19 protein-coding genes and 1 pseudogene are annotated in these 25,061 nt (G+C 71.6%); 11 read left to right on the forward strand and 9 right to left on the reverse strand.

Annotated elements, in window-relative coordinates:
• Positions 1 to 25: 25 nt before the first annotated feature.
• Positions 26 to 883, reverse strand: a complete 858-nt coding sequence (locus BKI49_RS01405; protein WP_095932279.1) for a GNAT family N-acetyltransferase — start codon at positions 881 to 883, stop codon at positions 26 to 28.
• A gap of 213 nt (positions 884 to 1,096) precedes the next feature.
• Between BKI49_RS01405 and BKI49_RS01410 the strand changes: the two genes are divergently transcribed.
• Both BKI49_RS01410 and BKI49_RS01415 read left to right on the forward strand, forming a co-directional pair.
• A complete protein-coding gene (locus BKI49_RS01410) occupies positions 1,097 to 1,666 on the forward strand; it encodes a GNAT family N-acetyltransferase (protein WP_095932280.1) in 570 nt (189 codons plus the stop codon).
• A gap of 31 nt (positions 1,667 to 1,697) precedes the next feature.
• Positions 1,698 to 2,246 (forward strand): annotated as a pseudogene (locus BKI49_RS01415) (glycoside hydrolase family 76 protein); the annotation flags it as partial.
• 87 nt (positions 2,247 to 2,333) lie between these two features.
• On the opposite strand, the gene BKI49_RS36120 reads toward BKI49_RS01415, so the two are convergent.
• Positions 2,334 to 2,993 (reverse strand): chaplin, encoded by a 660-nt coding sequence (locus BKI49_RS36120; RefSeq protein ID WP_095932281.1) that lies wholly within the window; start codon positions 2,991 to 2,993, stop codon positions 2,334 to 2,336.
• A 277-nt stretch (positions 2,994 to 3,270) separates the two neighbouring features.
• On the opposite strand from BKI49_RS36120, the gene BKI49_RS01425 reads away from it, so the two are divergent.
• From BKI49_RS01425 to BKI49_RS01435, 3 genes are all read left to right on the forward strand, one after another.
• Positions 3,271 to 4,845: an alpha/beta hydrolase gene (locus BKI49_RS01425; protein WP_095932282.1), complete on the forward strand. Its 1,575-nt coding sequence runs from the start codon at positions 3,271 to 3,273 to the stop codon at positions 4,843 to 4,845.
• Positions 4,846 to 4,988: 143 nt separating this feature from the next.
• Positions 4,989 to 5,510, forward strand: a complete 522-nt coding sequence (locus tag BKI49_RS01430; protein WP_095932283.1) for a DUF4232 domain-containing protein — start codon at positions 4,989 to 4,991, stop codon at positions 5,508 to 5,510.
• A gap of 113 nt (positions 5,511 to 5,623) precedes the next feature.
• Positions 5,624 to 7,174, forward strand: a complete 1,551-nt coding sequence (locus BKI49_RS01435) for an FMN-binding glutamate synthase family protein (RefSeq protein WP_179332290.1) — start codon at positions 5,624 to 5,626, stop codon at positions 7,172 to 7,174.
• A 19-nt stretch (positions 7,175 to 7,193) separates the two neighbouring features.
• On the opposite strand, the gene BKI49_RS01440 is transcribed toward BKI49_RS01435, so the two are convergent.
• Positions 7,194 to 8,456 carry an arginine deiminase gene (locus BKI49_RS01440; protein ID WP_095932285.1) on the reverse strand — a complete coding sequence of 421 codons (1,263 nt, stop codon included), beginning with the start codon at positions 8,454 to 8,456 and terminating at the stop codon, positions 7,194 to 7,196.
• 18 nt (positions 8,457 to 8,474) lie between these two features.
• Positions 8,475 to 9,893, reverse strand: coding sequence for a basic amino acid/polyamine antiporter (locus BKI49_RS01445; protein ID WP_095932286.1), 1,419 nt, complete (start codon positions 9,891 to 9,893; stop codon positions 8,475 to 8,477).
• A gap of 128 nt (positions 9,894 to 10,021) precedes the next feature.
• On the opposite strand from BKI49_RS01445, the gene BKI49_RS01450 reads away from it, so the two are divergent.
• A complete protein-coding gene (locus BKI49_RS01450; protein WP_095932287.1) occupies positions 10,022 to 11,116 on the forward strand; it encodes a baeRF3 domain-containing protein in 1,095 nt (364 codons plus the stop codon).
• Positions 11,117 to 11,173: 57 nt separating this feature from the next.
• The gene (locus tag BKI49_RS01455) at positions 11,174 to 12,187 is read left to right on the forward strand and encodes a Gfo/Idh/MocA family protein (protein WP_095932288.1); all 1,014 of its coding nucleotides are present in this window, start codon (positions 11,174 to 11,176) and stop codon (positions 12,185 to 12,187) included.
• 39 nt (positions 12,188 to 12,226) lie between these two features.
• Here BKI49_RS01455 and BKI49_RS01460 read toward each other — a convergent pair whose 3' ends face one another.
• Positions 12,227 to 14,257, reverse strand: coding sequence for a phosphocholine-specific phospholipase C (locus BKI49_RS01460; RefSeq protein WP_095932289.1), 2,031 nt, complete (start codon positions 14,255 to 14,257; stop codon positions 12,227 to 12,229).
• A 184-nt stretch (positions 14,258 to 14,441) separates the two neighbouring features.
• On the reverse strand, positions 14,442 to 15,551 hold the full coding sequence (locus BKI49_RS01465) for a medium chain dehydrogenase/reductase family protein (protein WP_095932401.1): 1,110 nt from the start codon (positions 15,549 to 15,551) through the stop codon (positions 14,442 to 14,444).
• Positions 15,552 to 15,696: 145 nt separating this feature from the next.
• Between BKI49_RS01465 and BKI49_RS35175 the strand changes: the two genes are divergently transcribed.
• Both BKI49_RS35175 and BKI49_RS01475 read left to right on the forward strand, forming a co-directional pair.
• A complete protein-coding gene (locus BKI49_RS35175; protein ID WP_107469304.1) occupies positions 15,697 to 16,512 on the forward strand; it encodes a TetR/AcrR family transcriptional regulator in 816 nt (271 codons plus the stop codon).
• Between the two features lie 236 nt (positions 16,513 to 16,748).
• Complete coding sequence (locus BKI49_RS01475; RefSeq protein ID WP_095932290.1) at positions 16,749 to 18,197, forward strand: PP2C family protein-serine/threonine phosphatase; 1,449 nt, start codon at positions 16,749 to 16,751, stop codon at positions 18,195 to 18,197.
• Positions 18,198 to 18,332: 135 nt separating this feature from the next.
• Here the strand turns inward: BKI49_RS01475 and BKI49_RS01480 are convergent, their stop codons facing one another.
• Positions 18,333 to 19,835, reverse strand: coding sequence for a DNA-binding protein NsdB (locus tag BKI49_RS01480; protein ID WP_095932291.1), 1,503 nt, complete (start codon positions 19,833 to 19,835; stop codon positions 18,333 to 18,335).
• Between the two features lie 233 nt (positions 19,836 to 20,068).
• On the opposite strand from BKI49_RS01480, the gene BKI49_RS01485 reads away from it, so the two are divergent.
• Both BKI49_RS01485 and BKI49_RS01490 read left to right on the forward strand, forming a co-directional pair.
• Positions 20,069 to 21,205 carry an aminoglycoside phosphotransferase family protein gene (locus BKI49_RS01485; RefSeq protein WP_095932292.1) on the forward strand — a complete coding sequence of 379 codons (1,137 nt, stop codon included), beginning with the start codon at positions 20,069 to 20,071 and terminating at the stop codon, positions 21,203 to 21,205.
• A 265-nt stretch (positions 21,206 to 21,470) separates the two neighbouring features.
• Complete coding sequence (locus BKI49_RS01490; protein WP_095932293.1) at positions 21,471 to 23,450, forward strand: N-acetylmuramoyl-L-alanine amidase; 1,980 nt, start codon at positions 21,471 to 21,473, stop codon at positions 23,448 to 23,450.
• 88 nt (positions 23,451 to 23,538) lie between these two features.
• Here the strand turns inward: BKI49_RS01490 and BKI49_RS01495 are convergent, their stop codons facing one another.
• Positions 23,539 to 24,036: a hypothetical protein gene (locus BKI49_RS01495; protein ID WP_095932294.1), complete on the reverse strand. Its 498-nt coding sequence runs from the start codon at positions 24,034 to 24,036 to the stop codon at positions 23,539 to 23,541.
• Between the two features lie 170 nt (positions 24,037 to 24,206).
• On the reverse strand, positions 24,207 to 25,061 hold an 855-nt coding region (locus BKI49_RS01500), incomplete at its 5' end, for a helix-turn-helix transcriptional regulator (protein WP_218835017.1).

A 25,061-nucleotide genomic window follows, 5' to 3' on the forward strand; every position in this document is an offset into this window, starting at 1 on the left:
CCGGTCCGACGGATCCCTCGGCGGACTAGCCGAGTTCGAGCGTGGTCACTCCGTAGACGCGCTCTCCGGCGAACGGCCTGACGGGACCCGTGTACATGCGGGCCGTCTCGAAGGAGGGCGTCAGGCCGAGTTCCTCCGCGAGGGCGACACCCGTGGTGTTCGTCCGGGGCATGTCCACCGCGATCGGACGGCCGGCGGCATCGTCGGCCAGCGCGGCGATCAGCGCCCGGGCGTCGTCGGCGGTGTCGGCGAACAGCGGGCCGACGCGCTGGGAGTCACGGGCCGGACGGATCACGGCGTACCCCGTGAGGTGCCCGTCCGCGGCGGTGCGGACGAAGGTGCGGTGGCCCGGGCCGGTCAGCCACGAGTCCAGGAACACCGGCCGGTCGGCCGGGTAGCAGGCACTGTCGTACGCCGTGATGGCCGCACGGTCCGCGTCCGTGGCGGCCCTGACTCCCGTGGGCGCCCCGCCCTCGGGGACGATCCCGCCGAACCGGACCGTGCGGTAGGCGAGTTCGAAGCCGGACTGGCGGTAGTTGTCCTGCTGCGCCACCACGCCGTCGAGGCCGACGGTACGGCCGCCGGCGTGCGCGAGGGCCGTGTTCCAGGTGGTGAGGCCGTAGCCGCGGCCGCGCAGGTCGGGCCGTACCAGATAGAAGCCCAGGAAGGCGTAGTCGGCGCCGTAGTTGACGACCGAGACGGCCGAGACGGGCTCGCCGCCGATGCGTCCGATGAAGAAGCCCTCGGGGTCCTGGGCGAAGAAGCTCGCGCTGTCCGACAGCCCGGGATTCCACCCCTCGTCCGCCGCCCACTCGCCGACCACCTTCCAGTCGTCGATCGAGGCCTGGGCCACGACGAGATGCTCCGGTTCCGGAGGGGTCATGTGGGCGCTCCATTCCGTACGGGGTCGCTTCGGTGCGGTGGTCCGCCGCACGCGCAGCATCCTTCCCGATCTCCGTACCGATCGCAGCCGCAACCGTCCGGCGCCGGGAGAGATTCGGCCAGTCCGGCGAACGACACCCGGGGGCGCGGGTGGCGGCGTCAACCTGGTCTGTTCTCGGGGGTGTTGCCCCACGGGCGGCTTAGGGTTGCCGTCATGAGTGTCGAACGCGTGACCCTGCGCCCGGTGGCCGAGGACGATCTGCCCGTCCTGGAGCGGTTCTTGACGGAGCCCGAGGTGTCGTCCCCCTTCCAGTGGTTCGGGTGGTGGGACATCCGGCGCTGGCGGCGGCAGTGGGCGGACACCGGCCTCATCACCGAGGACGCGGGCCAGCTCATGGTGGTGCGGGAGTCCGAGCGGCTGGGATTCGTCGCCTGGCGGAAGATCTCCTCCAGCCGGACCACGTACTACTGGAACATGGGCATCGCCCTGCTGCCGGACGCGCGCGGCAAGGGCGTGGGGACCGAGGCCCAGCGACAGCTCGTCCGCTACCTCTTCGCCCACACGCTCGTGAAGCGCATCGAGGCCGACACCGATTCGGAGAACATCGCCGAGCAACGCGCCCTGGAGAAGGCGGGATTCACCCGCGAGGGGGTGCTCCGCAGTGTCGTGTTCCGCGACGGACGATGGCGCGACGGGGTCCGGTACAGCGTCCTCCGCGAGGAAGTCGCACTCGACGGCTCGTCCGCCACCGCCTCCATTGACGCGGCCACGTCACGAGACTAGCTTCCGGGAGCGCTCTCTTCCCCACCTCCCGAACAACCGCCTGCCCGGTGACACCGCCTACCTCTCGCGTGCGCGGGCGGGCTGGACGTGGTTCCGGTCGACGGGAATGGTGAACTCGGCGCACCTGGTGAACGACGGCATCAGCCTGTCCACCTGCCGCAACAACGGCGGCACCGTGTGGTCCTACAACCAGGGCGTCCTGCTGGGGGCGCTCACCGAGCTGAACCGCGCGACCGGTGACGGCGCGGCGCTGAGCACGGCGCGGCAGATCGCGGACGCCGCCACCACGTCCCCTGAGCTCAACACCGCGGACGGGATACTGCGGGACCCGTGCGAGAGCGGGGACTGCGGGGCGGACGGCCCCTCCTTCAAGGGCGCCCACGTGCGTGGCCTGGGCAGGCTGGACGCGGCGCTGCCCGACCATCCGTACACCGCCTATCTGCGCAAGCAGGCGGACGCCGCGTTCCGTGGGGACCGCAATGCTCTCGACCAGTACGGTCTGCGCTGGACCGGGCCGCTGGACCGGGTCGACGCGGCCCGGCAGCAGAGCGCGCTCGACCTGCTGAACGCCACGCCCTGAGGGGCACGCGGGGCATCCGGTCCGCCGGACTCCGCTCGGGCCCCACCGGTCACGGATCCGGTGGGGCCTTCTCTCGGTGGCCGTGGATCAGCGCACCGCGACGGGCCGGAAGCGCCGGTACAAGACGGCTCCGCCCAGCAGCAGCGCGGCGCCCGCGGCGATCGTGGGTACCGTCTGGTCCGCGCCGGTGCTGGCGAGGGCGGGCACCGGCTGCCCCGGGACCTGCTGGGGCACCACGGGGCGGGGGTGCGCCTTGGGCGGGGCCGCCGGCGGCGGCGTGGCCGGCTGCTCGGGACGGCCGCCGGAGGTGTTCGTCGACTCGTTGCCCACGGCCGCGTTGCCCACCCCGACGACGTTCACGGAATTGCCGCTGACGTTCACGGGCAGGTCCACCGGGACCTGCACACCGTTGCCCGACAGCAGCCCCGGCGAATCCTTTGCGCCGCCCTCGGCGACCGCGCCGCCGTGTGTCGAGCTCGCCCCCGTCTCCTTCGCCGCTCCCCCGTCACTCCTGGTGGCGCAGCTGTTGCCCGCCGCGGGGTTGAGCAGTCCGACCACGTTCACGGTGTTCCCGCACGCGTTCACGGGAACGTGCACCGGGAGCTGGACGGTGTTGCCGGAGATCAGTCCCGGCGACCCGGCCGCGGTGCCGTCCGCCGCGGAGTCGGCGTGCGCCGGAATCGTCACGGCGAGCGCACCCGAGGCGGCGGCCGCGGCGATCAACCCGTTTCGGGTAGCCCGTTTCATAGGTTTCCTGCCTTCCAGACATCGTCGCGGGCACTCACCCGCATCGCGTAAAACGCAGAAGAACCATCCGAGTTATGGCTTATCGGTCTTTCACTCCAACGAGGGTCGCCGTTTTCGAACAGGCGCGACCAGGTGGTGACGGATTGCGACAGGAGCAGTCGCGAAGGGTAAGGCACATCGGCCCGGGCCGCTCGCCGGGAGGCGTGCCCCCGGGGCCGCGCTTATCGTGATCGAGGGGGTGTCGCCGGTCCACCGCGGGGCGAGCCTGGAGGCATGCATGCTGTCCGTGCACCAACGAGGCACGGTCGCCGGAGCCGCGACCGCGACGCTCGCGCTGCTCGCGGCGAGCCTCCCCACGGTGGCGGCGGCCGCGGACCAGCCCGACCTGTCGCGCTTCTACCAGCAGAAGGTCAAATGGGCCGCCTGCACGGGCTCCGGCATGCCCCACGACATGCAGTGCGGCAAGGTGACCGTGCCGCTGGACTACGCGCGGCCCGGTGACGGCACCCTCGACGTGGCACTCGCCCGTTATCGGGCGACCGGTGCGTCGCGCGGGTCGGTGGTGCTGAACTTCGGCGGCCCCGGGGGCGCCGGGATATCCCAGCTCGCCGCCGACAGCAAGGATTTCATGGGGCTCACCAACGGCTACGACGTGGTGACCTTCGATCCCCGGGGTGTCGGCCGGTCCTCGCCCGTCAGCTGCGGCGCGGGGGCCCAGGACATCTCCGCCACCACGGACCCCACCGTCGAAGCGGGCGATCCCAAGGCCGCGCTCAGGACGGTGGAGCAGTACGCCAAGCAGTGCGTCAAGCACTCCGGCCCGGTGCTCCGCCACATCGGCACGGTCAACGCCTCCCGGGACATGGACGTCATACGCCAGGCGCTCGGCGACAAGAGACTCAACTACCTCGGCTTCTCCTACGGCACCCGGCTGGGCGCGGTGTACGCGGCCCAGTTCCCCGACAAGACCGGCCGGATGACGCTCGACGGAGTGGACACGCTCACCGAACCGCTCACGGAGCAGTCCCTGGTGAGCGCGCAGGGGCAGCAGACCGCGCTGGACGATTTCCTCACCTGGTGCGTCAAGGACCTGGCCTGCCCCTTCGGCCAGGACGCGCGCGGCGCTCGGAAGCAGGTCGTCCAGCTCGTCGACTCGCTCGACCGGGACCCGATCACGTCTGCCTTCGGGGACCAGTTCACCGGCCAGGACCTGGTGGGCGCGATCAGCCAGGCGCTCTACAGCGAGTCCCTGTGGCCCTCGCTCGAACATGCCCTCGCCGCCCTGATCCAGGACGGCGACACGCACGCCCTGTCCCAGCTGTCGGGCGGCATCGCGATGCCCGGCGTACCCGCGGCGGGCCGGACGGACGGCGGCCTCGTCGGCGACGAGGACGTCCCCGTCGACAATCTGCTCGCCGCCCTGATGGCGATCAACTGCGCGGACGACCCCGACCGGCCCACCGCCGCCCAGCTCACGAACGACATGAGCCGGCTGCGCGCCACCTTCGAGGAGGCCTCGCCCGTCTTCGGCCCGTTCCGGCTCAACCAGGTGGTGCTGTGCTACGGCCGGCCCAAGGGCACCGACTTCATCCGTGAGCACGTGCGCGACGTCCACTCCCCGAAGATGCTGCTCGTCGGCACCCGCGGTGACCCCGCGACCCCGTACCGGTGGACCGTCGAGACCGCCGCGCGGCTGGGTCCGTCGGCCGTGGTGCTCGACAACAAGGGCGAGGGGCACACCGGCTACACGTCGTCGAAGTGCGTGCACCAGAAGGTCGACGACTTCCTGCTGTACGGCTCCCTCCCGGGCAGCGGCAGCTCCTGCGGGGCCGACGACGACAAGGCACGATGACGGCGCGGTCCGGCGGTGACACGGCCGGGTGACACGGACGAGCCGGCTACAACCTCTCGTACGACGCGGTGGTCACACTGGGCAGGGCGCCGCCCGGACCGGGCACGGCGCACCGTTCGTGACGACTCCAGGGGGAACCGCCGATGCGCATCCGAACCGTCCTCACCCTCTCGGCCGCCGCCACCGCTCTGCTCCTCGCGGTGCCCCAGAGCGGCTCGGCCACCCCGCAGCAGGCCTCCGGCCGGATCGCGAAGTGTGCGGGGAAGGTCCTCCAGCTGCGGGCCGAGCAGTCCGCGGACGCCCGCGTCGTGCACATCGGCGTCACGAACCGTTCCCCCCGTACCTGCACGGTCGACCGCATCCCCACCGTCACCTTCGGGGACCTGGACGGCGCCGCCCTGCCGACGCCCGCGGGCGAGAGCGGCCCGTACCGCCTCGGCCCGGGCCGTACGGCGTTCGCGGCCGTCCGGACGATCGCCGATCCTGCCGACCCCGAGGCCCGCACGGTGGACTCCATCACCGTGTCCGCCGACCCGTCCCTGTTCGGGCGTTCGTTCACCGCGGAGCAGCTGGGCGCGGGGGACGCCGTGCTGGTGTGGGAGCCGGTGACGACGTGGTGGAAGCCGTCCGCGGCGGCCGCGGACAAGGCGCTCGGCCTCGGCTGAGCGGCTCCCGGCATCCACCCGGCGGGTGCGGTCGCCGGGCCGTGGACAACCCGAGCGGCAGCTCAGCTTTCGCCCCGCGCCGCGAGGTGGGTTTGACTCGTGGTGTGCGCCGGATGCTCTTGCCGCTGTTCGTCGCCCTCGGCGCGGCCGGGGCGCTGGTCCTGGCATGCGCCGTGTCGGCGTGGTGGTGGTGCGCAGCGGGCGTCCTGCTGGCCCTGACCGCGCTCGCCGCGCATGACCTGACACAGCGCCGCCGTGCGGTGCTGCGCAACCACCCCCTGCTCGGCCGCTTCCGGCGCGTCGTGGCGGGACGGCACGCCGCCGGACGGGCCGAGGACGGGCGACCGTACGGCCCCGAAGTGGTGGCCCTCGTGCGCGAGCGTGCCGCGGGTGCCGAGGCGCCCGAGCCGTGCGGCACCCGACGGGACGTGTACGCCGGCGGGCACGAGTTCCTGGAACCGTCGATGTGTCCGGCCGAGGTTCCCGACGAGCCGCCCGTGGTCCGCGTCGGCGGCCCCGACTGCACCAAGCCGTACGACATGGCGCTGCTCAACGTGTCCGCGATGAGTTTCGGCGCACTGTCCTCGCACGCCGTCCTGGCGCTGAACAGGGGTGCCGCGAAGGGCGGTTTCGCGCAGGACACCGGCGAGGGCGGCCTGTCGGACCACCATCTGCGCGGCGGCGGGGACCTGATCTGGGAGATCGGCACCGGGTATTTCGGCTGCCGCACCGCCGAAGGGCGATTCGAGGCACGGGAGTTCGCGGACAAGGCGGCGCTGCCCGAGGTCAAGTGCGTGTCGCTGAAGCTCTCGCAGGGTGCTCATCCGGGGGCCGGCGCGATCCTGCCGGGTGTGAAGGTCGGTGCCGAGGTGGCCCGGACGCGCGGCGTGCCGGAGGGTCGGGCCGTGGTGTCACCGGCGTACCACCGGGAGTTCTCCACTCCGCGGGAGATGGTGTGCTTCCTGGCCCGCATGCGGGAGCTGGCGGGCGGCAAACCCACGGGGTTCAAGCTGTGCGTGGGTTCGCGCCGTCAGTTCCTCGCCGTCTGCAAGGCGATGCTCGCCGAGGGGGTCACCCCGGACTTCATCGTCGTGGACGGCGCGGAGGGCGGTACGGGCGCCGCTCCGGCGGAGTTCCCCGGCGCCGTGGGGACGCCGCTGACGGAGGGCCTGCTCACGGTCCACAACGCGCTGGTCGGCGCCGGGCTGCGCGACCGCGTCCGGATCGGTGCGAGCGGTGGCGTCGCCACCGGCGCGGACATCGTCGGGCGGCTGGCGCAGGGAGCGGACTACACCAACGCCGCGCGCGCGATGATGCTCGCCCTCGGCTGTCTCCAGGCCCGTCGCTGTCACACCGGCACCTGCCCGACGGGTATCGCCACGCAGGACCCGCGTCGGGCGCGCGCCCTGGACATCGCCGACAAGGCCGAGCGTGTCCACCGGTATCAGCGGGCGACCGTGCGCAGCGCGTGCCGGATCATGGCGGCGGCGGGGGTGCGGGACCCGGCCGGCCTCGTGCCCCGTCTCCTGCTGCGGCGCACCGACGCGGCGACGGTGCGTTCGTACGCGGAGCTCCACGAGTGGCTGGAGCCCGGTGTGCTGCGGGCCGAGCCGCCCGCGTCATGGCGGGCGGACTGGCGGGCGGCGGACCCGGACGTGTTCTGAACGCCCGCGGCCGACGGGCTCAGAAGTCCACCGGGTCGCGGACGATGGGGCACGTCATGCAGTGGCCGCCGCCCCTCCCCCGCCCGAGCTCGGCGCCGACGATGGTGATGACCTCGACGCCGGCCTTGCGCAGGAGGGTGTTGGTCTGGGTGTTGCGGTCGTAGGTGAACACCACGCCCGGTTCCAGCGCGACGGCGTTGTTGCCGCTGTCCCACTGCTGGCGCTCGGAGGCGTAGACGTCCCCGCCGGTCTCGACGACGCGCAGCTCGGACAGGCCGAGGGCCTTCGCGACGACATCGGTGAAGGGACGCGAGCCCTCGTCGGTGAGTTCGATCCCGGGGGCCTTGTCGCTCGGGCGGAGGGAGAAGGTGTGGACCGCGTCCATGATGGTCGGGTACAGCGTGACGAGGTCCCGGTCGGCGAAGGTGAAGACGGTGTCGAGGTGCATGGCGGACCGCAGTTTCGGCATGCCCGCCACGATGACGTGCTCGGCGGCCCCGTTCTCGAAGAGGGCTGCCGCGACCTGGGTGATGGCCTGCCGTGAGGTGCGCTCGCTCATGCCCATGAGCACGATGCCTTTGCCGACCGGCATGATGTCGCCGCCCTCGAAGGACGCCTGGCCCCAGTCCCGTTCGGGGTCGCCCCACCACACGGGAGAGCCCGCGAAGTCCGGGTGGAAGGTGTAGATCGCCTTCATCAGGAGCGTCTCGTCGTGCCGGGCGGGCCAGTACAGCGGGTTGAGCGTGACCCCTTCGTACAGCCAGCACGTCGTGTCGCGGGTGTACAGGGTGTTGGGCAGCGGCGGCATCAGGTACTCGCGGACGCCCGTCGACTCGCGGGCCAGGGCGACGTAGCCGGAGCGGAACTCGTCCGGCAGGTCTGCGGTGGCCAGACCGCCGATCAGGTACGTGGCGAGCTCGGCGGGTCCGAGGGTCTCCAGGAAGGCCCGGGTGTCGTCGACGAGTCCGAGTCCCACCTCGTTCGCGGTGATCTTCCGGTCCAGGAGCCAGTCCCGGGCGACGGGGATCGCCATGGTCCGGGCGAGCAGTTCGTGCAGCTCCACCACGTCGACGCCGCGCTCACGCAGCTTGTTGACGAAGTCGGCGTGGTCGCGCTGGGCGTTCTCCACCCACATGACGTCGTCGAAGAGCAGGTCGTCGGAGTTGGTGGGGGTCAGCCTGCGGTGCGCGAGGCCGGGCGCGCACACCAGCACCTTGCGCAGTCTGCCGACCTCCGAGTGGACGCCGTACGCGGGACGGCCGGTGGTGTCCTGACTGGTCACGGTGTGCCTTTCTCCGGGTCAGAGGCTGATCCAGCCCAGTGCTAGGGCGACGACGCCGAGGGCCGCGCCCGCGGTCGAGACGACGAGGATGACGAGTTCGCGGGGCGAGAAGAGCCGTCTGCCCTGCTCGCGCCGTGCCATCACGAACAGGACCGTGGCGGGCGCGTAGATGATGAAGGAGACGAGGATGAACTTCAGTCCTGCCGCGTACAGCAGGAAGGCGGTGTAGAGGGTCGCGAGGAGGCCGACGGCCAGGTCCCTGCCGCGTCCGGCGCGCGCGATCTTCACAGCGAAGGCGGCCGCCAGCAGGAACGGAATCAGCGTCAGGGCGCTGGTCAGGTCCAGCGCGAAGTTGAACGCGTCGTCCGAGAACAGGACGACGACCAGCATGATCTGAGTGAGGATCGTCGACATCACCAGGGCGGGCACCGGCACGTCGGCGGCGGTGGAGCGGGCGAGGAAGCGGGGCATGTCCTCGTCCTTGGCGGCGACGAACAGCACCTCGGCCGCCATCAGCGTCCAGGCGAGATAGGCGCCGAGCACGGAGACGATCAGTCCGACGCTGACGAAGACCTTGCCCCAGGTTCCGACCGCGCTCTCCAGGACCCCGGCCATGGACGGCTGGCGCAGCTCGGCGATCTCGCTCATCGGCATCAGCCCGTACGACACGATCGTCACCGAGGCGAAGATCGCGAAGACGCTCAGGAAGCCGAGGACGGTCGCGCGGCCCACGTCCTCGCGGCGTCCGGCGTGCCGTGAGTAGACGCTCGCGCCCTCGACTCCGAGGAACACGAACACGGTCGCCAGCATGGTGCCCTTGACTTGGTTGAAGAGCGAACCGGCGTAGTCGGCGCCGGCGAAGTTCTCGGCGAACACGTGCGGTTTCAGGTAGAAGAGCGCGAGGACGACGAAGACGAGGATCGGCACGACCTTCGCCACGGTGACGATCCGGTTGATGGCCGCCGCCTCCTTCACCCCGCGGCGGATGAGGAGGAAGAACGCCCACAGGCCGACGGAGGAGATCACCACCGCGAGGACGGTGTCGCCCTCGCCGAGCGCGGGCGCGATCGCCCCGACGGTCGACATGATCAGCACCCAGTACGTCACGTTGCCGACGCACGCGCTGGCCCAGTAGCCGAAGGCCGAGAAGAAGCCGAGGTACTCGCCGAAGCCCGCCTTCGCGTAGGCGTAGACGCCCGCGTCGAGGTCGGGTCTGCGGATCGCCAGGCGCTGGAAGACGAAGGCGAGCATCAGCATGCCGGTGCCGGCGACGGCCCAGGCGATGAGGGCGCCGGCGACGCCCGTCTCCTCGGCGAACCGGCTCGGCAGGGAGAAGACTCCGGCTCCGACCATCGAGCCGACGACCATCATGGTGAGGGTCAGCAGCGTCAGCTTCGCGACCGGCGGCGCCTGCGCGTCCGTGTCCACCTGCGTCATGGGCGTCCTGCCGGGAAGGGCATCGTCGTGCGCGACCACGATGCGGACCTCGTCATCTGGCGACCCAGCGACCCTAACAACGAATTGCACCAAATGCCCGATAGGGGAATTGGTCCTATGGTGCTGTTATGGAGCACGCACTCAGCCCCGCGACCCTCTCCGAGCTGCGCAGGCCGCGGCCCTACCCGGCGGTGTCGGTGCTGACGCCGACACACCGCCGCGAGCCCGACAACGCCCAGGATCCGGTCCGGTTGCGCAATGTGATGGCCGAAGCCAAGAAGCAGCTGGAGGCCGATCCCGCCGTCACCCGCGAGCGGCGCACCGATGTCCTCCAGCAGCTCGACCGGGCCGTGTCCGAGGTCGACCTGGCGCATGCCGAGGACGGTCTGGTGATCTTCGCGGCACCCGGCGAACACCAGGTCTGGTCCCTGGCACGCACCGTGCCCGAGCGCGTCGTGCTCTCGGACACCTTCCTGACCCGCAACCTCGTCGCCGCACAGGCCTCCGAGCGCCCGTTCTGGGTCCTGTCCGTCGCCGCCGACCGGGTCACGCTGTGGAACGGCGGAGGAGGCCATGTCGTCGAGGACCACACGGGCGGCTTCCCGCTGGTCAGGGACCGCGAGAACTTCGACGCGGAACGTCAGGAGCAGATCGGCGACATCCCGAGCACCTTCCGCGACGAGGGCACCCGCCGCTTCCTGCGCGACGCGGACACCGTCCTGGCCTCGGTCCTGCGGGAGAACCCGCGACCGCTGTACGTCACCGGTGAGACCTCCGCGCTCTCCCTCCTGGACGAGCTCGGCACCGTGACCAAGGACGCGACGCACATCCCGCACGGCGGGCTCGCGCACGGCTCCGCCGAAGCCGTGTGGCAGGCGATCCGCCCGCTGATCAACGCCGAGGAACGCAAGGGCGCCGACGAGGTCGCCCACGAACTCGAAACGGCCCTCGGCCGCAAGGAGTTCGCCGCCGGCGTCGACGAGGTGTGGCAGAACGCGACCGAGGGCCGCGTCCGGCTGCTCGCCGTCGAGGAGAACTACCGCGTGACGGTCCGCGACGACGGCGACCACCTCGTCCCGGCGGCAAGCGGTGATCTGGACTCCCGTGAGGACATCGTCGACGAGATCGTCGAACAGTGCCTGGAGACGGGCGCCGAGGTCCGCTTCGTGCCCGACGGGAGCCTCAGGGACGCGAAAGGCATCGCCGGGGTGCTGCGTTACTGATCACTCCGACCGACAATCGGACAGAGAACCGAACGTCGGCGGAGAGGTACGGAGCACGTGAACGACCTGTTGGGTGTCGCAGTCCTGGGTGCCGGACACATGGGAGCCGACCACATACGGCGGATCGACCGGCTGGTGAGCGGCGCCCGGGTCGCCGCCGTGGCGGACCCCGAGACGGACCGGGCGAAGGACGCCGTGGCCGGCATCGAGAACGTCTCGGTGCACGCCGAGGCCGTCGCCGCGCTCGACGCGCCGGGCGTCCAGGCGGTGTTGATCGCCTCTCCCGGCCCGGCGCACGAGGACGCGCTCCTCGCCGCCTTCGCGCGCGGGCTGCCGGTGCTCTGCGAGAAGCCGATGGTGCCGGAGTCCGCCGGCGCGCTGCGGGTGGTGGAGGCGGAGGCGCGGCTCGGCCGCCGGCTCGCCCAGATCGGCTTCATGCGCCGGTACGACGCGGAGTACCTGCGCCTGAAGTCCCTGCTGGACAGCGGCCGGCTGGGCAGGCCCTTGATGCTGCACTGTACCCACCGCAACGTGTCGTCGCCGCCCCACTTCACGTCGGCGATGCTGGTCAACAGCTCCGTCTCGCACGAGATCGACGCCGCTCGCTGGCTGCTGGGCCAGGAGCTCACGGCCGTGACCGTGCTCCGCCCCCGGCCCTCCTCGCACGCCCCGGAAGGCCTGCTGGACCCCCAGTTCGTGCTGTTCGAGGCCGCGGACGGTGCCGTGGTCGACGTCGAGGTCTTCGTCAACTGCGGCTTCGGTTACCAGGTGCGGTGCGAGGCGGTCTGCGAGTCGGGCAGCGCCCGGATCGGTGACGAACACACGATGGTGGTGACGTCGGCGGGCGGTGCGCACGAGGAGGTGGCGCAGGACTATCTCGTGCGGTTCGCCGACGCCTACGACCGTGAGGTGCAGGCCTGGGTGGACGCCACCCGGCAGGGCCGGGTCACCGGCCCGAGCGCCTGGGACGGGTACGCGGCCTCCGCCGTCGCCGAGGCGGGCGTCAGGGCCCTGGAGGAGGGCGGCCGGGTGACCGTCGAACTGGCCCCGCGCCCGGACCTGTACGCGTGAACGACGGCGGCGGGCGCCCTGGCCCGCCGCCGCGCGCCGTCAGCCGCTGACGCTCGCCGCGCCCGTCTCGATGTGCCCGGTGAACCGTCGCGACCAGCTCGCGTCGGAGTCCACGGTGATCGTGAAGTCGTACCAGCCGTTCTGGTACGCGACCGCGTTGAAGAAGTCCTCCGTCGCACCGCCCGCGGCGACCGTGTACGTCCAGGGGCCGTCGCCGCGGTAGTGGTTCGAGGTGACGGTGAACGTGACCGCCAAGGCGGCGGTGTTGCTCATCGTGAAGTAGACGGCCGTCTTCCCGGTACCGGGTTCGGTTGCGTACCGGCAGCGGACCTCGGCCGACTTGCCCGCCTTCGTCGCGTCGCCCGTGAAGCGGCGCAGGAAGCGGTTGGGACCGGTCATCGAGAAGTCGTACCTGCCGTCGCCGTATCCGGCTCCGATGTCGAAGGAGTCGGAGGCGGTGCCGCCCGCGTCGACGGTGTACTGCCAGGGCACGGTGTCGCGGTAGGCGCCGGGGTGGAGGGAGAAGTGCGCGGCCCGCCGTGCGGGACCGCCCTGGTTGGTCATGGTGAACCAGGCGAGGACCTTCCCGCTCGTGCCGAACTCCAGGCGTTCCAGGTGGCCGTTGGGCTGATAGGGCAGTGCTCGGGCGGGCCGGGTGCCGGGCTCCTGGGCGGGTAGCGCGTTGGTGGTGGGCACGGGATTGGGCAGGGGCCCGCAGGTGTCGTACCCGATGACGCTCGTCGCGGGCAGTGGTGCGACGCCGTACACCGGCTGGGTGAAGTCGAAGACGCCGGTGAGGTCGCCGGTGACCTTGCGGCGCCAGGCGCTGATGTTGGGGCAGGCGGCGGGTGTGCCGAGGGCGCCGGTCCAGGTCTCCAGGAAACGCAGCACGGAGGTGTGGTCGAACACCTCCGAGGAGACCCAGCCGCCGCGTGTCCAGGGGGAGATGACGAGCATCGGGACACGGAAGCCGAGCCCGTAGGGCACGCCGTTCCTGAACTCGCCGGCCGTGCCCGCGGGCGGGGCCGGCGGCGGCACATGGTCGAAGAAGCCGTCGTTCTCGTCGTAGTTGAGGAACAGCACGGTCGAGTCGAAGACGCCCGGGTCGGCGGCGAGCGCCCGGTACACCAGGTCGACGAAGTGCGCGCCGTCACCGGGCGGGGCGTAGGGGTGCTCGGAGGAGGCCTGGTCGGCCACCACCCACGAGACCCGGGGCAGGGTGCCCGCGAGGACGTCGGCCTTGATGGCGGCGGCGATGTCGTCCGGCGTGGAGCCGGTGACCCTCGGTACGGAGGCCATGCCACGGTCGTACAGGGGGTCGCCCGCCTTGGCGGCGGCGAACTTCTTGAAATAGGCGCAGCCGTTGTCGCCGTAGTTGTCCTGGGCGTTCTGGTAGACCTTCCAGGTCACCCCGGCCGCCTGGAGCGCCTCGGCGTAGTTCTGCCAGGTCAGTCCGGACTCCTCTCCGCCGTCGTAGCTGGACGCGTCGACCTTGCCGCTCCACAGATAGGTGCGGTTGGGACCGGTGGCGCTCAGCGCGGAGCAGAAGTAGGCGTCGCAGACGGTGTAGTTGTCGGCCAGGGCGTAGTGGAAGGGGATGTCGGAACGGTCGAGGTAGCCCATCGTGCGGACATTGCCCACGCCCGCGACCCAGTTGTCCAGGCGGCCCTTGTTCCAGGCGGAGTGCTGCGAGGTCCAGGAGTGCGGGAGGTCGCCGTTGCACTGGGCGAGGGTCTCGCCGTCCTGGCCGCCCGCGGCGGGCGTGGAGCTGAGCTTCCACGGGTACTGCCTGCCGCCGCCGTTCGGCTGGTCGAAGACGGAGCGGCCCCCGGCCAGGGTGATGCCGCTGCGGTCGTCGAAGCCGCGGACGCCCTTGAGCCGCCCGAAGTAGTGGTCGAAGCTGCGGTTCTCCTGCATGAGGACGACGACGTGCCGTACGTCCGCGATCGTGCCGGTCGCCGTCGCCCCGGTGCCCGCGGCGGCCGCCGGACGCGCGCCCATGCCCACCGCCGCCCCTGTCGCCACGGATGCGCCGAGTCCCACGAAGCCTCTTCGGCTGATCGGTGTCATTCGCCCGCCCTCGTCGCCGGCGTGCCCCTGCGGCACACCGCGCGCCAGCGTGCACGCAGTGACGGTCAGGGTCCACAGCGCGCGGTGAGGCGCGGGTGAACAGCCGCCGAATCCCCGCGAGTCGGCGGGGACAGGGCCCTGCGCGCCGTCGGTCCGTCGTGCGGGCCGGGCCGACGGGCGGTCGTCACCGGGGGCCGGGCGCCGTGCCGTCCGCCGGGTCCGGGACGAGGATCACCTTTCCGGTGACGGTGCCGGACTCGGCGAGCCGTACGGCCTCCGCGGCGCGGCTGAGCGGTACGCGCGCCGCCACCTGCGCGGTGATCGCGCCGTCGGCGAGCAGGGCGAGCACCTGGCCGAGGTCGGTGCGCAGCCGCTCGTGGAAGACGGCCGAACGGCGCTTGCCCGCCCAGATGTTGTAGAAGTGCGTGCGCCGGCCGTTGGGCAGCAGCTTCCACAGGAACAGCCGGCCGATGAGCTTGAGCACGGGCAGCTTGGAGGAGCCGGCGACGTCCCGGGTGGCCGCGGTGCCGTACGAGACGAGCGTGCCGCCCTTCGCCAGCAGACCGAAGGAGTCCACGATGCCGTCGCCGCCCACGTGGTCGAAGACGGCGTCGACGCCGCCCGGTGCCAACTCCCGGATCTGACCGGGGAGATCGGCGGCGCGGTAGTCGAGCGGTGTCGCGCCGAGCGCGCGCACCGCCTCGTGGTGCCGGGGCGATGCCGTGCCGATGACCCGGATGCCGGCGTGCCTGGCCAGCTGTACGAGGGTGGAGCCCACTCCGCCGTTCGCCCCGTGCACCAGAACGGTCTGTCCGGCACGGACCCGGGCGACGCGATGCAGCATCTGCCAGGCCGTGATGCCGTTGACGACCACCGTCTCGGCCTCGGCGGGGTCCAGTCCGCCCGGGACCTCGACTAGACCGGCGACGGGGAGCGCGACGAGGCTGGCCCAGCCGCCCACCTTGGTCAGCGCGGCGAAGCGCCGGCCGATCAGGGAGGCGTCCACGCCTTCGCCGGTCCGGACGACGACGCCGACCATGTCGTACCCGGGCACGAAGGGGAACGGCGGCTGGTCGTAGTACTTGCCGCGGCGCATCTGCTGCTCGGCGAAGGACACCCCGGAGGCCTCCAGGGCGAGGACGACCTCGTCCGCGGCGGGCCGCGGCGCGGGGCGGACGCGGATCTCCAGGCCGGAGGGCTCCACGACGCCCGGGAGGACGACCTCGGTCACCGCTCCCCCGGCGCTGTCGACACGCTCGGCGGGGTCGCTGTTCTCGACGGGGTGACTCTCCATGACGGCCTCCGGGTTCATGACGGACAGAGCTCCTTCGTTATCGACTCTCGCTTGCGTGAGAGGTTCTAACTAAAGCTTGCTCCTCTATATTCTGTTAGTCAAGAGCGGTCACCACCGCACCCCCAGCAGACGAAGAGGCGATGACGTGGCCACAGGAAGCCGGACCGGAACGGGCCCGCGCGATCGGTTCCGCGCGCAGGTACGGCAGGAGGTCAAGACGGCGGCGCTCGGACAGCTGGCCGAAGGCGGTCCGGAGGCGCTGTCGCTCAACGCGGTGGCCAAGCAGCTGGGCATGACGGGACCCGCGCTGTACCGCTACTTCACCAACCGGGACAGCCTGCTCACCGAGCTCGTCGTCGACGCCTACGGAGATCTCGCGGCCGCCCTGTCCCGGGCGGCCGGCCACGAGGCGAAGGACCCAGGCGGCGGCCCGCACGACACCGGCTCGACCGACGCGGGCGATACGACCGGCGCGACCGACGCGGGCCGCACGACCGGCACAGGCACGAGCGGCGCGGAGCCCTCGGACGCCGTGGCCCGCCTGGCGGCGATCGCCCGGGCCTACCGCACCTGGGCGCTGGCCGAGCCGCACCGCTATCGGCTCCTCTTCCGGGCGCCGCTCCAGGGGTACGACGCCCAGTCGACCAGCCTGGTCGAGGCGTCCCAGCCCGCCATGAACGTCGTACTGGCCGCGGTGAGCGACCTGGCGCAGCCGGACTCGCCGGCTCCGGAGGGTCCGGCGGCACAGTTCCGGCAGTGGATGGAACGCCACGGGATCGAGGACGTCCCGGAGGCGGTCGCCGCGCGGTCCACCATCCTGTGGGCCCGTCTGCACGGCTTGGTCAGCCTGGAGATCGAGGGCAATTTCGCCTCGATGGGCATCGATCCCGCGCCCCTGTACGACGCCGAGGTGAAAGACTTCACGAGCACTCGCACATATGCTCCTCGAACGGGAGAATGAACGACGGGCACAACCCCGCGTCCACCCGTCAAGTCACGTACGCCACCTACGACTTGACCCGTCGCACGCGTACCGCATCCGTCCCGGGCGACCGGCCCGGGAGGACTGCGGCATATGCCAGATGCACCACCGTATCGGGTGTTGCCAAATCCCTTACAGCGCGTCGCAGGCTGTGCAACAGTCGTAACGGTCCTTCCGTCACACCAGGTCGTACCGTCCCCGCATCGGAGTACGTCATGCCCTCCCATCTCTCTGCGGACCGCTCCGCCGCCCAGCCGCCCCGGCGCGGCTCGGTCGACGCGCTGATCTCGCAGACGCGGCAGCTGCGGGGCGAGGTGGATGCCGTACGCCGCGAGGCACCCTCCGACGGCACGGATCCGCAGGGACGCTGGCAGCGTGCGCTGTGCAACCTGGCGATGCATCAACTCAACGACCTCGATGGGCACTTGGCGCAACTGCGGGACGGGCCACCACCCTTCCCCGCCCCTCCCGCGGCCGCGCCGGCCACCGCTGAGGCCGTGCCCCCCGTATCCCGGCACGGCTCACTGCTGAGCAGGGTCGGCAGCGCCGAATGGAATCTGCTGACGGACGAGGCCGGCTGGTCGGGCGAGCTCTACCAGATCCTGGGCCGCCACCCCACCGCTCCCCCGCTCACCCTGGACGAGCTCCCCTCCCTGGTGCTCGACGAGGACCGGGCGAAACTGACCGCGTTGGTCACGGACTGCCTCATCGACGCCAAACCGATCGACGGGGAGTTCCGCATCGTGCGCCCCGACGGCGAGGTGCGGGCCGTCCACATGATGGCCGAGCCCGTGCTCGACGCCGACGGCAGCACCACCTCGATGTGGGCCGTGCTCCGTGACGTCAGTGAACTGCGGCGCAGCCAGCGGACGGTGAGCGAACGCCGTGACTCGCTGCAACACCAGCGGCGCATCGCGGTCGAGCTGCAGGAATCCGTGCTGCCACCCTGGCGCGGTTCCCTGCGGTCCCCGCACCGGGGCCCCGGAACCCTGGATCTGGCCGCGCACTACCTGCCGTCCTCGACCGGCGCGCTGATCGGCGGCGACTGGTACGACGCACTCGAACTCCCCGACGGGGAGATGCTGTTGAGCGTCGGCGACCTCACCGGCCACGGGGTCACCGTGACGTCGGGCATGGCGATGCTGCTCGGCGCACTACGCGGGATGGCCATGGCGGGCGCCCAACCGGGGCAACTCATGTCCTGGCTCAACCAGTTGCTCGACACCACCGTCCAGCCCGCCCTCGGCAGCGCCGTCTGCTGCCGCTACCGGCCCGAGACCCGCACCCTCAGCTGGGCACAGGCAGGCCACCCCGCCCCCCTGCTGTTCCGCGAGGGGACGGGGCGCGCACTGACAGCACCGGACGGCGTGCTGCTCGGGGCGACCTCGGGAGCCGTCTACGGGCAGGCCGAAGAGACTCTCGAAGAAGGCGACCTGCTGCTCCTGCACACCGACGGACTGGTGCCGCGGCAGTGGGGGTCCCCTCGCCGGGCCGAAGCCGGGAGCGAGACAGGAACGGCCGCCGTACAAGGTCTGCTCGGCCTGGCCCCACGCTTCGACGGAGCCCGTACCGCCCAGGAGTGTGTACGGATGGTGGTCGAGGAATTCGGCGAATCCGAGCGCGCGGACGACGCGTGCGTGCTCATCGCCCGGGTCGGTTCCTGACGGCTTCGCGAACGGGGATCACACCGCGCCCTGCGACGGCGCCAAGGACCAACATCGCCCTTGACCTTGCCGAGGGACCGGAGTCAAGCCTGGACCCCGACCCGCCCACCGACCCGTGTCGTCGGCACGGGCTCCTTACGCCCGCGCGCTGTTTCCGCCGCCCCTCGGCTTCAACGAACCGTTGGGCAGGGCCAGTTTGATCTCCTCACGCAGGTCGTGGATCTTCGGATAGCTGGAGTACTGCCCGGTGAGCCGGTACATCTCGCGCAGTCTGTCCCAGGTCCGGTGGGAGGAGTTGGCCCCCATCGAGGTCAGGGCGAGTCGCGCGTACCGGTCGGCCTGTTCGGGATCGTCGGCGATGAAGCAGGCCGACGCCAGGGAGATGTGGTCGAAGATCTTCGACCGGTCCCGGCCCGACTCGCGCAGCTTCAGCGCCTCCTTCGCGTGGCGCTGAGCCGTGGCCGCCGCCGACGGCTCGTGCTCGGCGAGGGTGCGGTAGGCGAGGGCCTGCATGCCGTGCATGTCGGCCTCGTCGAACAGTTGCATCCAGCTCGGCGGAGGGACGTCGCCCCGGTCGGAGACGAACAGGTCCTCCGCCTGGCCGAGGGTGCGCCGCATCGCCTGCCCCTTGCCCATGGAGGCCTGCGCCCAGGCCTCGATGGTGTGGAGCATGGCCCGGGTGCGGGGCAGCACCTCCTCGCCGGAACCCGACTTCGCCAGCTTCATGAGGTCGAGTGCGTCGTCGGGCCGGCCCAGATGCACCATCTGACGAGCCGCTCGGGAGAGCGCCTCGCCGGCGCGGGGCCGGTCACCGCCTTCTCGGGCCGCGTGTGCGGCGATGACGAAGTACTTCTGAGCCGTGGGCTCCAGGCCGACGTCGTGCGACATCCAGCCCGCGAGGACGGCGAGGTTGGCGGCGACGCCCCAGAGGCGTCGCTGCAGATGGTCGGGGTGCCGGTAGGAGAGCATGCCTCCCACCTCGTTCAGCTGGCCCACCACGGCCTTACGTTGCAGCCCGCCGCCGCGAGCCGCGTCCCAGGCCCGGAACACCTCGACCGAGCGCTCCAGTTCCTCGATCTCCTGCGACCCGATGGGGGCGGCCTCGTAGCGGTCGAACCCAGCGGGGTCGGCGTGCAGGGGATCTTCGAATCGGGGAGCGTCGGCCGCGAGGGCCGGATCGGTGTGGAGCCAGTCGTGCATGGCCGTGCTGAGTGCGGATCCCGCGGCGAGCGCGGCACCCGCGCCCACCAAGCCGCGTCGGTTGAGCATGAGGTCCATTCCCGTGAATTCGGTGAGGACCGCGGCGGTCCGTTCGGGCGCCCACGGCACTCCGTCGGGATGTTCCGCATTCCCGCCGCTCTGCCGCTTTCCCGTACGCCCGTGCCGGACCAGACCGAGGTCCTCGATGGTCACGACACGGCCGAGACGCTCGGTGAACAGGGCCGCCAGCACCCGCGGCACCGGATCGCGCGGGATCTCTCCCATGTCGATCCAACGCCGCACCCGCGAGGTGTCGGTCGCCAGTTGGGGGTGGCCCATGGCCGCCGCCTGCCGGTTGACCATCCTCGCGAGTTCGCCCTTGGACCAGCCGGCCAGGCCGAACAGGTCCGACAGGCGGGTGTTGGGTTGTCCGTTCACGTCAAGCCCCCAGGTTCTCGGCTGATTTGACAGTAACCGCCTGTCAGTTGCTGAGCGACTATTCGCCAGGGTTCGCCAGGGTGCGCCAGATGGTGTGCCAGTGGACCTCGGGTGTCAGGTAGGAACGCGCCACCCCGACCCGGTTGCCGCAGGGACACTCCCCAGGGTGTTCCGGCGCGGCCGGGGCGGGTAGCGCGGCAACTCGCAGGCACACGAAGGGATCTGTATCGCCCATGTACGCAGCATCGTCCTCCGTGTCCGCTCCGCCCCGGTCGTTGCACACCCGCCCGGCGGGCAGCGGCCCCTACCTCGACCCCGCCCGCCAGGCGCCCGTGCTCGGTGCCGGCCGGACGCGACGCGTCCCGGGGCTCGGCACCCAGCCGCTCAGCGGGAGAATCGACTTGTCCGGCCCTCAGGGCGCGCAGCTGCGCACGGCGATCGCGTCGGTGCACCGGATCTGTCCGGAGTTCGCTCCGGTACAGGTGCTGCGCCGCAGCGGACGCTCCGTGCTCCTCGTGGGCACGACGGGGCGCAGCACGGCCGTCGCCAAGTGTTTACTCGACCAGTCACCGATGTGGGCCGACCGGATCCGGCACGAAATAGCTGCCTACCGCTCGTTCGTCCGGCACCGGCCGCCGGTCCGGGTGCCGCGGCTGATCGCGGCGGACCCGGACAACGGCACCCTGGTCATCGAGCGGATGCCGGGCCGCGTCGCCGCGCTCCAGCGGCACCCCGCCGAGGCCCCGCCCCGCGCGGACATCCGGGCGGCACTGGGCGCGATCTGCCGGCTGAACGCCTGGCGGCCACCGGCGGGCACGTTCGACGCCCCGCTGGACTACGCGGAGCGGATCTCCCGATTCCACGAGCTGGGTCTGCTCACGGACCGGGACATGGGCGATCTGCAGAAGCTGGTGCACGGCATCGCCCATTCGGCGGGCCGTCAGGGCATGGGTCAGTTCTGCCACGGTGATGCCCTCCTGTCGAACATCCTGCTCTCACCGGCCGGTCCAGTGCTGGTGGACTGGGAGCACGCGGGTTGGTATCTGCCGGGGTACGACCTGGCGACCCTGTGGGCGGTCCTCGGTGACGCGCCGGTGGCTCGGCGGCAGATCAGCCAACTCGCCCAGTCGGCGGGGCCCGCCGCGCGCGACGCCTTCCTGGTGAATCTGATGCTCGTGCTGACACGAGAGATCCGCACCTATGAGACGGCCGTGCAGCGTTCGATGCACGACACGGCCCCGGCGGCGCCCGGTCCGGCTCACCCGGGTGCCGCGCCGTCGGGCGAGGAACAGCGGTTGCTGCTGAGGCGGCTGCACGACGACTGCCAGATGGCCCGCCGGGCCGTACGAGCGGCGGTCGGCACTCGCTGACGGGGACGGAGGTCCGCGGTCGCGCCAGGACAGGGGCGCACCGCGGACCTCTGGCGTGTCGCGACCTCACCCGTTCGGTCCATTGGTCCACGCCACTGACGCCGCGCAGGCCGCGTCACCGCCGCCACGAAAACCTTCACCACGTGCGCTGACATGGGAAATCGCCTGCCACTGGGCATGATTGACGGATCGTCGGAGAGCCGGTAGCACTGACGCAGTTCGGCCCCGCACGCCCCACCGCGCCCGACCGTCCCAGGAGGCTGCATTGCCCAGGTCCGCCACCGCTCCCCAGGCCCCCAACGGGCGCAGACGCACGCGCAGGACGGCGGGCGCCGTCGCCTCCGCGGCGCTGCTGCTCCCGCTGCTCGGTGCCGCCCCGTCCAGCCAGGCCGAGGAGCAGTCCTCGGCGCGACTCCAGCGGGCCTTCGCGGCCGCGGCCGCGGAGTACCACGTGCCGCAGAGCGTGCTGCTCGCCGTCTCCTATCTCCAGTCCCGCTGGGACGGGCACGAGGGTGCCCCGAGCGTCACCGGCGGCTACGGCCCGATGCACCTGACCGACGCCCGGACGGCGATCGCGCGGGCCCCGCACCACAGCGACGGGACGGAGGACGCCCGCGGCGACAGCTCGCGCCCGGCCCGCATCCCCACCACGAAGGTGCCGGAGAGTTCCGAACTCCCCGACCGTCTGAAGACGTTGACGAAGGCGGCCGAGCTGACCGGTCTGCCGGCCGAGGCGCTGCGGACGGACGCGGCGGCGAACGTGGAGGGCGGTGCCGCGCTCCTCGCCGCGGCACAGCGCGACCTCGGCGAGCCGCTCAGCTCCGACGCGGCCGACTGGTACGGTGCCGTCGCGCGCTTCTCGGGCGCGGACGACAGTTCGACGGCTGCGACGTACGCACAGGACGTCTACGAGGTGATGCGCGACGGCGCGGAGCGCACCACGGACTCCGGTCAGCGCGTCGAGCTCGCCGCCCAGCCGGCGCTCAGCCCCGACACGGCGACCCTGCGGCGGGCCGGACTGCGGACGGCCTCCGCCGAGGGCACGGAGTGTCCCGCGGAGGTGTCCTGCGAATGGATCCCCGCTCCGTACGCGGAGTTCGGGGACGGCGACTACGGCAACCACGACCTCGGCGACCGGCCGGGGGCGCAGAGCATCAAGTACATCGTCGTCCACGACACCGAAGGCACCTGGGACGGTGTGCTGAACCTGGTGCAGGACCCCACGTACGTGTCGTGGAACTACACCCTGCGTTCGACCGACGGTCACATCGCCCAGCATGTGAAGGCCAAGGACGTGGCCTGGCACGCGGGCAACTGGTACATCAACGCCAAGTCGATCGGCCTGGAGCACGAGGGCTTCCTCGCCTCGCCGGACGCCTGGTACACGGAGGAGATGTACCGTGCCTCGGCGCGGCTGGTGAAGTACCTGGCGAAGAAGTACTCCGTTCCGCTGGACCGGCAGCACATCCTCGGGCACGAGAACGTGCCGGGCCCGACGACCTCCACCATTCCGGGGATGCACACGGACCCGGGCCCGTACTGGGACTGGCAGCACTACTTCACCCTGCTCGGGCACTCCTTCCACCGGGCCGTGAAGCAGGGCGGCGGGCTGGTGACCGTCCTGCCGGACTTCGACGAGAACCGGCCGGAGTACACGGGCTGCGTGACCAAGGGGGAGCCCTGCGCGGCGCACGGCTCCAGTGAGGTGCGACTGCACACGCAGCCGGACGAGAACGCGCCGCTGGTCAAGGACATCGGCCTGTACCCGAGCGGCGCCGACTCGACCATCGACGTGAACGACGTCGCGTCCCGCGTGTCCACCGGCCAGCAGTACGCGCTCGCGGAACGCGACGGCGACTGGACGGCGATCTGGTACCTGGGGCAGAAGGCCTGGTTCAAGAACCCGGCGAAGCAGCCGACGGCGGTGAACGCGTCCGGGCTGGTCGTCACGCCCAAGGCCGGCCAGGCGGAGATCCCGGTCTACGGGCGTGCCTACCCGGAGAAGGAGGCGTACCCGGCGGGCGTGCCCGTCCAGGCGGTGTCGCCGCTGCCGTACAAGATGCTCCAGGGCCAGCGGTACGCGGTGGGCGACAAGGTGCCGGGCGAGTACTTCTACTCGCCGACCTTCGACACGGCTCCGCACAAGGTCGTGATCGGCTCGGACATGTACTACGAGATCCAGTTCGGGCACCGGGTGGCGTTCGTCCGGGCCGCGGACGTGACCGTGCTCCCGTCGCACTCGTGAGACGAGCGGCCGGGTCCGCCTGACGCGGGCCCGGCCGTCCATGGGCCGGGGGTCACGGTCACCCGTTCGGGCGCCGGGCGCCCGGCGGTCAGCCCTGCTGGAACAGTTCCGCCGGCAGCGGCTTCAGGAGGGCGTACAGGTCGTCCGTGATGGGGCGGTCCCAGGCGGCGATGGTCACCAGGACGTTGTCGCTGCGGTCGAACTGGACGCACGAGATGCGCGTCTCGGAGAGCTTCAGGCGCCGCACGATCATCAGGTTGTCGCCCTGCATCACCGGCATGTCCTCGGTTCCGGTGACGGTGACCTCTTCGTCGTTCTCCAGGGCGAGGAGCAGCTGGGCCACCTCGAAGGGGACCTCGTCCTCGGCGACGTCGCGGGCCGGGGAGCCCTCCGGCAGATTGCCGATGATCATCGCGGGACCGCGGCCGCCGAACAGGTCGTAGCGCAGGAAGACGCCCTGGCAACTGCCGTCGGCGGCGGGCAGCAGGCCCGCGCCGAGGTTGCCCGGCCAGTCGCCCGGGTCCATGGCCAGAACGTCGAAGTCGGGCCCGGCGGGGGTGGCGCTGCGGCGGCGGAGGAAGGACATGCCGCAATGGTACGTGCACGGGCGTGTGTCGGGCCTCGGGGGCGCCCGACGCGGACCGGTGCGAAGGGGCCCGGCCCGGGGTGTGGGCAGGGGTGTCACCGCCGGTCGCGGGACGGCCGTCGTCCGGGGCACGCCGACGGGGGTCCGGATCGCCGGGTCGGCCGTACGGGTCAGCGTTCCGTCGCTTCTCCCAGAGCGACGGGCAGCCCCGTCGGGTCCGTGCCGACCTTGCGGTAGACGGCCGACAGCATGCGTACGACGGTGGTCTCCTCGGTGCACAGTTCCTCGGCGATCTGCGCCGTGGTCCGGCCCCGTACGGTGAGCGTGGCGGCGGCCCGCTCGCGGGCCGTGAGCGTGTCCGTCTCGGTGCCGTGCAGGCGGCGCGGGCGCAGTCCGGCGGCGGTGAGTTCGTCGCGGGCCTCCTCGACGAGGCCGTCGGCTCCGCACTGGACCGCGGCGTCGAGGCCTCGGTAGAGGTGTTCGGCGGCTTCCTTGGGGCGCCCGGCGCGCCGCAGTTCGGTGCCGAGCGCGACCAGGGCGCAGGCCAGTTCGTAGGCGGCCGGTGAGCGTTCCAGGTGGCAGACGGCCTCTTCGAGGAGTTTCACGCGGTGCGAACCGGTGGAGACGTCGGCGGCGGCGCGCAGCGCCTGGCCGATCCCGGAGGGCACTCCGTACTGGCGGGCACGGTTCACCGCTTCGAGTGCCGTGGTGACGGCGCGTTCCGGTGCGTCGTGGCTTTCGGCCCGGGCGAGGTGGAGCTGCCAGGGGCACCAGGCGGGGTTGCGCATGCCGCGCGGGTCGAGGCGGCGCCCGGCGGAGGCCAGCTCGGCGGAGGCCTCCTTGGTGAGGCCGCGGGCGAGGAGCAGTTCGCCGTGCACGGTCTGGGCGTCGGGGAAGACGACGGCGGCGGGGAACGGCGCGCCGAAGGCGTAGTCGTCCGCGGTGCGCGCGGCCTCGGCGACCCGGCCGCGGGCCAGCAGGACCTCGATGAGGACGCCCACCGCGTACCAGAGCGCCGGGACCCC

This window comes from Streptomyces sp. Tue6028 (assembly GCF_002300165.1).
In the GTDB taxonomy this organism is placed as follows: Bacteria; Actinomycetota; Actinomycetes; order Streptomycetales; family Streptomycetaceae; genus Streptomyces; species Streptomyces siamensis.